The 12,751-nt window shown below is 49.2% G+C and carries 4 protein-coding genes; 1 reads left to right on the forward strand and 3 read right to left on the reverse strand.

What is annotated here, in order from left to right; translation table 11 throughout:
• Positions 1–26 precede the first annotated feature (26 nt).
• Both NDI33_RS09235 and NDI33_RS09240 read right to left on the reverse strand, forming a co-directional pair.
• Positions 27–371, reverse strand: coding sequence for a DUF4870 domain-containing protein (locus NDI33_RS09235; RefSeq protein WP_190414512.1), 345 nt, complete (start codon positions 369–371; stop codon positions 27–29).
• 138 nt (positions 372–509) lie between these two features.
• A complete protein-coding gene (locus NDI33_RS09240) occupies positions 510–2,729 on the reverse strand; it encodes a PAS domain-containing protein (protein ID WP_190676506.1) in 2,220 nt (739 codons plus the stop codon).
• 743 nt (positions 2,730–3,472) lie between these two features.
• Between NDI33_RS09240 and prfC the strand changes: the two genes are divergently transcribed.
• Positions 3,473–5,122: a peptide chain release factor 3 gene (gene prfC / locus NDI33_RS09245; protein ID WP_190676508.1), complete on the forward strand. Its 1,650-nt coding sequence runs from the start codon at positions 3,473–3,475 to the stop codon at positions 5,120–5,122.
• Positions 5,123–5,311: 189 nt separating this feature from the next.
• Here prfC and NDI33_RS09250 read toward each other — a convergent pair whose 3' ends face one another.
• Positions 5,312–12,748, reverse strand: a complete 7,437-nt coding sequence (locus tag NDI33_RS09250; RefSeq protein ID WP_199302483.1) for a hybrid sensor histidine kinase/response regulator — start codon at positions 12,746–12,748, stop codon at positions 5,312–5,314.
• Between the last annotated feature and the right edge of the window lie 3 nt (positions 12,749–12,751).

Genomic DNA, 12,751 nt, shown 5'->3' on the forward strand with positions numbered 1-12,751 from the left:
TACACTTCTGGTTTGGGTGCCTTTTTTTAAAGCAGGCGGAAGGTGAAGGGATAGCGGTAGGGTTGATCGGGATTACCCAAACAGTGAGTAATTGCCAGAATCGTCAGTGCCCAATGAACGATAAACCCGATAGGTCCGAGGATAAAGCCCAATAAACCAAGGGTGATAAAAGTTAAGAAGGCAATAATCGCTCCATAGAACCAAACATTGAAGTGAAAGTTGATTGCTTCTTTGGCATTGTCTTTCACAACTGGATCATCGGATACAAATAACATCGCGACGGGTATCCCGATAGACACCAGTGTCGTACTAAGAAAGATCGAGCCATGAGATAGTACCGACAACAACTTTCGCTTGTCCGTGTCGTACATCTAAACCCCCTAATGCTTCTGTTGCGTTGCCTCTAGTCAAGACTGTAACACGCGATCGCTGGGGGTGAGCCGCACGCTAGCGAACGGCTTTCCGTACCCGAAAGGCACAAAAGCTTCTGGTACTAAAGCAGAGAGAAGTTATCCTGAAACAGCGGCAGAATTTCGGTCACTGACCGCAGCCGTTTGCTGATGTTGCTGCCGAATTGGAATCGCGATCGCGAACTCCGCCCCCTGTCCCGATGTGGAAATGCATTTCAAGCTGCCGCCGTGTTTTTCGACTACAATTTGATAACTGATAGATAACCCCAAACCTGTGCCGCTACCAACAGGTTTAGTTGTAAAGAAGGGGTCAAAAAGCTTTTGGCGTACCTCCTCCGTTATCCCAAGACCATTATCAGAAATCCGAACCACAACTTGACGATCGTCTTGAACTTCAGTGCGAATCCGAATCCAAGGCAGGGACGCTGGGGAACAAAGCTGCTGAGGAGAGTGTACCAAATTCTCCTCTGGACTTCTGCGCCTCTGTGCCTCTGCCTCTTCTAAGGCATCAATTGCATTGGTGATGGTATTTATAAATACTTGATTCAGTTGCCTCGCATAACACTCGATGGGGGGCAGATTGCCATACTCTTTAATAATTTCAATCGCTGGGCGTCCCAGTTTCCCTTTCAAGCGGTTTTGCAGGATCAGCAGGGTACTGTCAATGCCTTCGTGGAGATTAACCGCCTTCACCTCTGCCTCATCCAAGCGCGAGAAGTTTCGCAACGATAAGACAATTTCGCGGATACGGTTCGTCCCCGCCTTCATTGAGGACAGCATTTTGGGTAAGTCTTCCTGAAGAAAATCTAAGTCAAGGTTCTCCACGACTGCGGCAATTTCAGGAACAGGTTCGCAATTGTGTTGCTGATAGAGGCGAATCAGATGTAGTAATTCTTTTGTATATTCGTCGGTGTGAATTAGATTGGCGTAAATAAAGTTAATAGGGTTATTAATTTCGTGAGCAACACCAGCAACCAATTGACCCAAGCTAGACATTTTTTCGCTCTGAATCAATTGAGATTGGGTTTGTTTCAACTCACATAAGGTTTTTTCTAGATGAAGTGTCTGTTGTCTTAATTGCGCTTCCGATTTTTGTAAAGCAATTTCTGCCTGCTTGCGTTCGCGAAGCGCGGCTTGCCGTTCGCTAATATCGCGTACTATTACCAAAGCTTCTGATTCTAAGCTACGCGCATACCGAGCCTCATAATCGTGCTGGTTGCCGTCTAGGGAAGTCATTTGATACTCGTAGAGTTGTGTTTCACCGGAAGCGATCGCTTTCGATACGTTGTACATGGTAGCTTCAGCCAACTCGGCAGGTAATACCTCCCACACGCTTTTCCCCAAAAAGTGACTGGGAGGCATCGCCAGAGCATCTTCTCTGGGCGCTTGAAAGTCCATAAAAGTCCCATCACTGCAAATCCGAAACAACATATCCGGTAGGGCTTGGATGAAGGCGCGATTTTTCGCTTCGCTTTCACGCAATGCCGCCTCTACTTGCTTGCGTTGAGTAATGTCGCTTGCTACGACTACAATCCCTTTACGGCTTCCATCTGGGTTGAATAAGGGCACCTTGGCGACATCAAACTTCCTCGCTGAACCATCGGGTAATGAAATCTCTTCTTCGTAATGGCTAATAGTTTCTGCACGCCACGCTCTTTCATCGGATTCTTGACAACCAAAAAGAGCTTCCTGATAAAATTCTGTATACTCTTCTAGTTCTGCGTCTGTCTTGCCCTGATAATCGACACCTTCGAGCTGAAAAAGCTTCAGTCCTTCTTGATTCGAGATCAGCCAGCGTCCTTCACCGTCTTTCATATTCACCACGTTCGGAACCGCATCAATCAGGGTATTCAGCCAGTATTCTTGACTTCGCAGCTGCGCCTCTATCTGCTGACGTTCCTGAATTTCTGATTTCAGTCGGCGGTTGGCTTCCTCGATCTGAGCGGGACTGGGCAGTGCTAGGATGTTAGAAATCAATGACATCAATACGATACCTGTCGCCACAGAAATCACAGCAGCTACAGCTTTCACCAACCCTGACAGCCAATACATTGGGTGCCATAGGGTCCAGATTTCCAACACATGACTCGTCCCACAAGCGATGATGAAGCTGCCAAACAACAGAAATACCCAATCAAAGGGCAAATCGCCTCGCTTGCGGACAATGTAAACCAACAGCAGCGGAATTGAATAATAAGCCAGGGCGATTAAACCATCTGACAGAATATGCAGCCACACTAGCCCTGTTTTCCATAAGTAGCAGTGTCCGTGCGGGATAAATTGCCCGGAAGTAAAAAGATTGTGCAAGAGTGATGGCATAAAGTCTCCTTGGGGTTGCTACTTTATAGCTGAATATCGCTCGCTTGCGAGAGCTGGCACGGGTAGGTCTGCACCGGATAAATTACAGTGGTTTTGCTCTTGCAAAAAGACGGTTGGTTTCTTAGCGTAGAACTTCAAAAAAAACTTGCTTTGCTTAGCGCCTTGTATTTGGATTCGTCAGCAGTGCGTAATTTGAGATAGGAGACGAGTATTAACGGAATATATCCGCTTAGAATTAAATTAAGTAGATAGATATAAAGAAAGTGCAACCTTAAACGAACCTTCCCTGCGTTCTCAGTTCCCCCACAAGTCGGGGGAAGAAGGGTGAGAATTTTTATTGACGAAAGAGAGAAACTTTCTCCCTTTTTAGGGGCGAAAAATCTTAACAGAGGAAACCTCTGTTAGCATTAGGTTCTCGCGAATGGAGGAGCAAAGCTTGTCAACACAGCAGGCGAATGGGCAAGGTTTTCCGGTTAATTGGACTTACCTCCTTAGACAAAACTGCTAGCGAATTGCGGCTAGCAGGAGTGAATCTAAATTTTTGATGAAGGTGAGAGTTGTTAATCGGGAATGTTACTGAAAGAAGCGATCGCGTCTTAGTCCAATCGGAAACCTAGAACGAATAAAAGTAAAAAGGCTATCTCCGGTTTGGGTTGTTCCGTCTGTTGTATACGGATACGCTTCATCGTTTCACAATCTAACCTTTTATAATTTTTGTTGAAAGTACCGAACCAGGCATCCGAATGTTTACTGATTTCCAGTCCCCAGAAGCAACCACTCAATCTGAAATACAAGCAGCTGTTGAGCGTCGGCGTAACTTTGCGATTATTTCTCACCCCGACGCCGGTAAAACAACGCTGACCGAAAAGCTGTTGCTGTACGGAGGTGCGATTCACGAAGCGGGGGCGGTGAAAGCGCGTCGGGCGCAAAAAAAGGCGACTTCTGACTGGATGGAGATGGAGCAACAGCGGGGAATTTCGATTACCTCGACGGTGTTGCAGTTTGCATATCACAACTGTCAGATTAATTTGCTGGATACTCCGGGACACCAAGATTTCAGTGAAGATACGTATCGGACGCTGGCGGCAGCAGATAATGCGGTGATGCTGATTGACGCAGCGAAAGGTTTGGAACCGCAAACACGGAAGCTATTTGAAGTATGCCGGATGAGAAAAATCCCCATCTTCACTTTTGTGAATAAACTCGACCGCCCCGGACGGGAACCATTGGAACTGCTGGATGAAATTGAGCAGGAATTGGGATTGCAAACCTATGCCGTAAACTGGCCAATAGGAATGGGCGATCGCTTCAAGGGCGTCTACGACCGACGACAGCAGAAAATTCACCTATTTGAGCGTAGCGCACATGGCAAGCGTGAAGCCCTGGATACTGTTGTAGACGTGGGAGATCCACGAATTGAAGAACTGCTAGAGCAAGAACTTTACTATCAGCTCAAAGAAGATTTAGAACTTTTGGAAGGCGTTGGCTCAGAACTGGATCTAAACCTCGTTCACAATGGCACCATGACACCCGTGTTCTTTGGTAGCGCCATGACCAACTTTGGGGTGGAGTTATTTTTGGATGCGTTTCTCGACTACGCCCTCAAACCCGGCTCAAGGCAAAGCAGCAATGGTGCAATTCCACCCACTTACCCAGAATTCACGGGTTTTGTCTTCAAGCTGCAAGCCAATATGGACCCGAAGCACCGCGACAGGATAGCCTTTGTGCGCGTCTGTACCGGCAAGTTTGAAAAAGACATGACAGTGAATCATGCCCGTACTGGCAAAACCGTTCGCTTGTCTCGTCCTCAGAAACTATTTGCTCAAGATAGAGAATCGATTGAAGAAGCGTATCCCGGCGATGTTATTGGATTGAACAATCCTGGCGTCTTCGCAATTGGCGATACGATTTATACGGGTCAGAAGCTAGAGTACGAAGGTATTCCCTGCTTCTCTCCGGAATTGTTTGCTTATCTGAAAAACCCCAACCCTTCTAAGTTCAAGCAATTCCACAAGGGGGTTTCGGAATTGCGGGAAGAAGGTGCAGTGCAAATCATGTACTCAGTGGATGAAGGCAAACGCGACCCAATCCTAGCAGCGGTGGGACAATTGCAATTTGAGGTAGTGCAATTTCGCTTGCAGAATGAATACGGTGTTGAAACTCACACAGAATTATTGCCTTATAGTGTGGCTCGTTGGGTAGCCGGTGGCTGGGAGGCTCTGCAAAAAGTGGGACGTCTTTTCAACACCGTGACGGTGAAGGATAGCTGGGGGCGTCCGGTGCTGTTGTTCCGAAACGAATGGAATTGTCAGCAGGTGCAAGCGGATCATCCAGAGTTGAAGTTAAATTCTGTAGCGCCTGTAGCGGCGGGGCAACAACCAGTAGATTTTTGACCCAAGCGCTTGGTGAAAGCCAATACCTCACTGGTTTCCTGGGTCATGATTGATGTTTCCCGGCCTGAAACAGGCTGGGTGCCACTGTCCCGCCGGAGCCGGATATCAAAAAAGGTGGACACTTGCCCACCTTACCTACTCTCATCTTCCGTTTTATCTAGAAAGGGCGGGGAAACCCCGCCCCTACTATTAGGCGTTCGTGTTAATACTCAGCAGCACCTCACCTTTGATCATCCGTTGGGCGGCATCGAGGAGCGCTTCTTCCAGATAAGGCTTGGTAAAGTAGCCTTTCGCTCCCAACTGAGCTGCCATTTGCTGGTGCTTGCTAGCGCCACGAGAAGTTAGCATGGCTACCGGCAGATGGTTGAGGCTGGGGTCTTTCTGAATCCGTGAGAGCAACTCGAGTCCGTCCATGCGAGGCATTTCAATGTCGCAGAAGACAATCTCGCAAGGCAGACCCGACCGAAGTTTATCCCAAGCTTCTTGACCGTCACGGGCTTGTTCCACTCGGTATCCTGCCTTGTTAAAGGTCATGGAGAGAAGTTCGCGCACCGTAATTGAGTCATCTACAATCAAGACCATCGGATCGGTCTTCACTGCTGGAGCCTCTACAGGAAGGGAAACACCCGCCTTATCCCACAGAGAAACGTTACGGTCTTTGCCAATCCGACCCGTCGCTAAGTCAATCAGCTCTAGAACGTCAGCAATGGGCATGATCCGACCATCCCCTAAGACAGTAGCACCTGCGACGCCTAGGGGCTTGGGCACAGGGCCTTCCAGTTGCTTAATCACAATTTCTTGTTCTCCCAGCACCTGATCTACTTGGACGGCGATAAAATTGCCAGCACTGCGTAGCACGACAACCGAAATCATGTCATCTTCCCTGTTTCCACCATAAACGGTGCCTCGACTGAGGTGACGCTGGTAGGTCAGTAGTTCCTCTAGAGGTTGGAAGGGCATGAGAGAGTCGCGCCAATAGATACAGGTCTCACCTTCTGAGTTCGTTTGAATGCGGTCTTGGGGCACATCCAACATATCTTCCACCCCATCCATCGGGAAGGCAATGCGAGCTTTGTCACTCAGGCAACAAAGTGCTTTGCAAATACTTAAGGTAAGGGGCAGACGAACGGTAAAGGTAGTGCCCTTGCCTAGGGTGGAGTCTGTTGTGATTACACCGCGAATTTCGTTCAAACTGGTGCAAACCACATCCATCCCGACGCCGCGACCTGAGAAGTCATCGGCTTTGTCTTTGGTACTAAAACCAGGATGGAAGAGCAGATCGTAAACTTCCAGACGGGTCATGGACTTGGCTTCAGATGCGGTAATCAGCCCTTTTTCGACTGCCTTTGCCTTTACCCGTTCTGAATCAATACCTGCACCATCATCCGAGACGGAAATAACGGTTTGGTTGCCTTGGTGGAAGGCTCGGATGGTAATCCGACCTACGGGAGGCTTCCCGGCGGCTGTACGCACTTCTGGCGGTTCAATGCCGTGAGTGATGGCATTGTTAACCAGGTGCGTCATCGGGTCGTAGAGGTGTTCCAGGATCACTTTATCGATCAAGGTTTCCCGACCCTCAATCTGTAGCTCGGCTTGTTTGCCGCACTTGAGAGAAATCTCGCGGACGGCACGGGGCAAGCGGTCGGCAGTTTGGGCAAAAGGCACCATGCGCGATCGCGTCAATCCTTCTTGCAACTGAGTCGTCACCTGCCGCAGCATCCGGGCGACCTGGTCGGTTTCATCAACGAGGAATTCAATGTCAGCCGCCGACTCTCGGACGCGGACAATTAGCTCAATGATTTCTTGGGAAAGGCTGTGGAAAGGCGTAAACAGATCGAGTTCCAATTCACCCAAACCAAAACGGCTGTTGGCGGGAGCCTCCTGCGCTGCCGACGTATGGTCAGGTCGGGCGTTGAACCGATTGCTTTGACGACTGGCGAGTAGAGAGCTTTCTAGGAGCGATCGCTCATACCGATCCTGCATCCTCGCTCCCACGTCACTGAGTTGCTGTACCTGGTGCAGCAAGTTATCCAGAAATTGTCGCAGGCGTTCTTGATCCTGTTCCAAAGTGTTCCGGTTCACCACTAATTCCCCCACCAGGTTGCTGAGGTTGTCTAGGTGCTTAACCGGCACCCGCATGGTCTGTTCAAACACTTTAACCGGACGGGGACGATTAACCGGGCGAACTTGGCCTGGGCTTGTTTTCACACTACGTGGCCCACCCATCGTCTCCTCAGCCTGTCCCAACAGTTCCTCCAAATCCCCAAATCCATCGTCAAGGGCGTCTGCGGATGTAGTTGTTTCAGCTATCGGCTTCGTAGGAGAACGCTGCGATTGAGCAAATTGAGGAACAAGCTGAGGTTCATCATCCCCCAAGAGAGCTTCCAAGTCAGCAAACTCATTCATGTCTTCTGCATCAAAAGCCGCTGGCACGGATTCCTCTTCGCCTAGCAGTGCTTCCAACTCGTCAAACTCATCGTTACTTGCCAAGTTAGATGCTGGTTCTGCGAACACTTCCTCACCCAACATTGCCTCTAATTCGTCAAACTCATCGTTTTCCACTAATGAGATGGCTAAGTCTTGGTCTTGTTCTCCAACTGTCTCTAGCAAAGACAACTCATCTAAAACAGCAGCCTCTGAAGGATTTGCAATCTCTTGTTGTTCTGTCACTAAGTCCCAGAGATCGTCAACTTCCTTCAACTCATCTGCGTCAGACGCTTGGTTTTCTGAAGGAATTTCTCCAATTAACAGATTCTCTTCAAAATCCAATCCATCCCCAAACTCTACTGGTTCGCTACCTAAGAGATCCTCTAACTCGGAAGCTGCCTCTTGAGACACCGCCGCTGAGTCGATTCCCCACTCGGCATCGTCCATGTCGCTGCTAAATAGGTCTAAATCTGCTAATTCCAGCGCTTCTGGAGTCGATGCAGATGATGCTTCTTCTCCAAACATCGCTTCCAGATTCTCTGACTCCACTGGCACCGCAGCTAAGTCGATTCCCCACTCAGCTTCCGTATCGTTACTGCCAAATAGGTCTAGGTCTGAATCTGCTAATTCCAGCGCTTCTGGAGTTGGTGCTTCTTGTTCCCCAAACATCGCTTCCAGATTCTCTGACTCCACCGGCACCGCGGCTAAGTCGATTCCCCACTCAGCTTCCGTTTCGCTGCTAAATAGGTCTGAATCTGCTAATTCCAGCGCTTCTGGAGTCGGTGCAGATGATGCTTCTTCTCCAAACATTGCTTCCAAATTCTCTGGGGCTTCCGCAGGCACTGCTGCTAAGTCGATTCCCCACTCGGCATCGTCCATGTCGCTGCTAAATAGGTCTGAATCTGCTAATTCCAGCGCTTCTGGAGTTGGTGCAGGTGCTTCTCCAAACATTGCTTCCAGATTCTCTGACTCTACCGGCACCGCGGCTAAGTCGATTCCCCACTCGGCTTCCGTTTCGCTCGTTTCGCTGCCAAATAAGTCTGAATCTGCTAATTCCAGCGCTTCTGGAGTCGGTGCAGATGATGCTTCTTCTCCAAACATTGCTTCCAAATTGTCTGACTCCACCGGCATCGCGGCTAAGTCGATTCCCCACTCAGCTTCCGTTTCGCTGCCAAATAAGTCTGAATCTGATAATTCCAGCGCTTCTGGAGTCGATGCAGATGATGCTTCTTCTCCAAACATTGCTTCCAAATTCTCTGGGGCTTCCGTAGGCACTGCTGCTAAGTCGATTCCCCACTCAGCTTCCGTTTCGCTGCCAAATAAGTCTGAATCTGATAATTCCAGCGCTTCTGGAGTCAATGCAGGTGATGCTTCTTCTCCAAACATTGCTTCCAAATTGTCTGACTCCACCGGCATCGCGGCTAAATCGATTCCCCACTCAGCATCGTCCATGTCGCTGCCAAATAGGTCTGAATCTGCTAATTCCAGCGCTTCTGGAGTCGGTGCAGATGATGCTTCTTCTCCAAACATTGCTTCCAAATTGTCTGACTCCACCGGCACCGCCGCCAAGTCGATTCCCCACTCAGCATCGTCCATGTCGCTGCCAAATAGGTCTGAATCTGCTAATTCCAGCGCTTCTGGAGTTGGTGCAGGTGCTTCTCCAAACATTGCTTCCAGATTCTCTGGGGCTTCCGCAGGCAACGAGGAATCTAAGAGATCCTCATCAAGCTCGAAAGCTGCGTCGACAGGTACTGCTGCTGAGTCGATTCCCCACTCAGCGTCGAATTCAGTAGCTAACAGATTTTCTTCATTCAAATCCAGCGCATCCAGCGCATCGGTACTGGAAGATGGCTCATCGCCTAACATTGTTTCTAGATTTTCTGCGGCATCCAGAGATTCTTGAGATGTTTCCTCTGACGGCAGCTCTAAAAACGCATCGGTTGTAGCGAAGAAATCATCGGAGGCGTCTGCCGAAACAAGGGACTCTTCCTGACTAGGATCAAACAAACTGGATAACGGCTCGCCTAGGCTAGCATCAAAAGCATCTGTATTTCCATTGGATAGGCTCATGCTGGCAAAGTCCAGAGAACTATCCCACTCAGTTGTTGCAGTTGCTTCTGGCTCTGCCTCAAAGAAGTTATCTAATGCGTTAAGTTGGGGCACTTCATGGCTTTCCCCATTCATGTCAAGAGATTCATCTAAAGATGCGAATTCTGTTGTTTCTAGCTCTGCTGCTTGCGACCCAAAGAAATCACCTAACTCATCTACCGAGACAGTTTCGGTAAGATTAGGAACAGAGTTTAGCGCCCCATTCGCATCTGCATCTTCTTGTAGCGCTAGGTTCTCGATCTCGCTACCAGTGCTTTCCGCTTCACTTTCCCAATCCAGGCTAAAGGGACTGGTTTGTGGATTGTCCAACTCCAACAAGTCCAGTGCTTCTTCGTTCCTTGCGTCTGAGGCGCTTGTATCCAGTGCAAATGCATCTGGAGACGCCCAATTGCTGGGAATATCTAAATCGTCTAAAGCTGAGAATGGCTCTTCAACCAAAGTTTCATTGAACTCCAGTTGGTTTTCCCAATCTTCTAGGTCTTCTCGTGCCGTTCCTGGCATTTGAGCTGCTGTTACTTCTGAGAAGCCCGCGGGTTGGATTGTCTCGTCCCACGCCAAGTCTGTTGCTGACCAATCCTCTAGGAAAGCTCTGTCAACGCTGCTTGTACTGGCATCGATATCTTCCACACCTGGTATGGCAGGCCAATTAAAGTCGAGGTTAACATCTCCTACCGCATCCGCTTCGATTTCGGGTGCGATCGCTTCTGACTCAAAAGGAGTTCCTATTGCTGCACTCAAGTCCAGCAGGTCGTTTGTCTCGTTTCTTGGCATCGTTTCTTCAAGCCACAGATCTGTGTTGTCATCCAACATCAGTTCCTCGAGAACATCGCCATTGTCTGCTCTGGCGTGTGGGGTTTCAAACAGATCCAAGTTGCTAAAGTCGGGTTCTTCTTCCCAACCTGCTGCCGTTAAATCAACTTCATCTTCCAACAGGCTCCCCATCTCCAAATCGCCTGTCAAAGCTGTACTCGTACTCTGCTCATCCTCAAACACAAAATCTGGTAAATCGTTACCAGTCGTGGCGATTGGCTCGGCGGCAGCAACACTATCGAGTACCTGCAAATCCTCGCTCGACCAATCTGTAGTCCAGTCCGACCCTTCTGTAGACATGATCGATGGAGTTTCTAACTCTTCTGAAACTTCCTGGTTGCTGTTCTCGGCTGCTTCGCCAAACAGCGTTCCTGTTGTCATCAATTCCCAGTCTGACGACTCCTGACTCGCTGCTGCCTCGATCGAGTCATTTTCGTTAGTATCTATACCCGCAGCACCAAACAGATCTTCATCCGAATCCGACTCTAACGCTTCAGATTCTGTCGCCAAGAGTGCCAAGTCTAAATTCTCAGAGGTAAGAATGCCTAATAAATCTTCATCTGTAGCAGCCGCAAGCGACTCGCTTAAAAGGTTGGCATTCTCCTGTTGCTCAAAGCCTTCATCTTCTAAGAAACTGTCACTCCAGAGATTGGCTAAATTCTCTGATGGGGTTGCTTCTGAAGCTGCGCTTGGGGCATCTGCCGCAAACAGCAGGTCAGAAAAATCATCATCTCCATTTCCATCTCCATCTAACACGCTACCTGCGAACAATTGTGTAGCATCTTCCCGTTCGCTTTCGGCTGAAGGCGTTTCGCCTTCCTCTACTAAGTCTTCGCCAAATCCAAATAAAGTTAAATCATCTTCCTCGGTTGCTGAAGTGGCAGATTTTCCTAACCCATCTGTATCACCACCCAGTAAGTCAGAAAAGTCGTTTTCTTGTTCAAGATTCAACCATTCCTGACGCTCTGTGCCCATATTCTCTGCCCCATCGCCAATGACTTGTTCTTCTTGCCAGGTTTCATCCAGATCCGGGGCTTCCCCTTCAAACAAATCAGCAAGGCTATTGAGTTCTGCCATGCCGACTTCCGGCCCGTTGGGATCGGCTGGATGATTGGCAGATTCCTTACCGCGAGATGATTTGATACTCGGTTGAGAGAACGTCGTATCTGAATTCGCGGAGGTAAGGGAGGGTTCCTTCAACCCAGCCCCCGATTCACCAGCCCCAAACCGTTCTTCTTGGATAAAGGTCTCTGAGTAGTTGAAACGGTCGGTTGCTTTTGGTCGGCTTTGACGGATTCCGCCTTCTGCTGGGGTCATAGAATGCTGCGATTGTACAGACGCGATTCGGGTCTGTAAATCGGCAGTCGTTGCTCCAGCTAGTTCTTGGGCTGAATAGATGAGCGCGGGTTCGGCATCCAGTTGCTCCAAAAGCGATGGAGTGGCGGAGGATGGTAGGAGTGCATTGAGCTGGGAACTCGGCTCAATTGAGCTAGCGCGACCTGCTAGCACCAGCTCTTGGGCTTGTTTAATTTCTTTAATAACGACAGTAGCCAGAGTGCGATAGGAATTTTCTGGATTTGCGATCGCGCTTGCCGAAGCCTGAATCAGTTCTGACCACTTCGGGCATTCATATTGTTCGCCCATCCGTTCCAAAGAACCGCAGATTTCCTGAAGCTGTTGTCTGCACCTGGGTTGGTCGGTTTGTTTAAATAGCTGCAACATTTCGCGCAGCTGGTTGAGTACGTCGCTTTGAAAGCGTTTTTGGGCTTGCCCATCTCGAAGGTAGCCTCCTGCCGCCGTTGCCGTCCCTGCCTCTTGAGCGCCGCTAGCCGCCTCTAAGGAGACATTCCCGCCAGCCCCATTCACTAGGAATGTCATATGCTGGTTCAGTTCCTCAAATACCGGCTCGACGCCTGACATGATACCGTTAGCAATTTCCTCAGTCAGACCAAATGGGCCACTGAGTTGTTCTATCAATTCCTTGAGGGTATCGGAAACCTTCAAAAAGAGGGACTCTAGTTTTTGGTCAATCTTCACCGGACACTCTTTGAGGACTTTGAAGCAGTCTTCTAAGCGGTGGGAGGTTCTCTGAATACTGTTGATTCCCAGCATTGCCGCCCCGCCTTTGACCGAATGGGCGGCGCGGAAAACTTCATTCACCATTTCAGAATCTTCAATGGTGCTTTGCAGATTCACCAATCCCTGTTCAATGGTATTGAGGTGGTCTTTCGCCTCCTCAATGAAGTAGCCCATGATTCGCTGTTGTTGCTCCGGCTGCATAGC

Source organism: Trichocoleus sp. DQ-A1 (assembly GCF_039961955.1).
GTDB lineage: Bacteria > Cyanobacteriota > Cyanobacteriia > Cyanobacteriales > FACHB-T130 > FACHB-T130.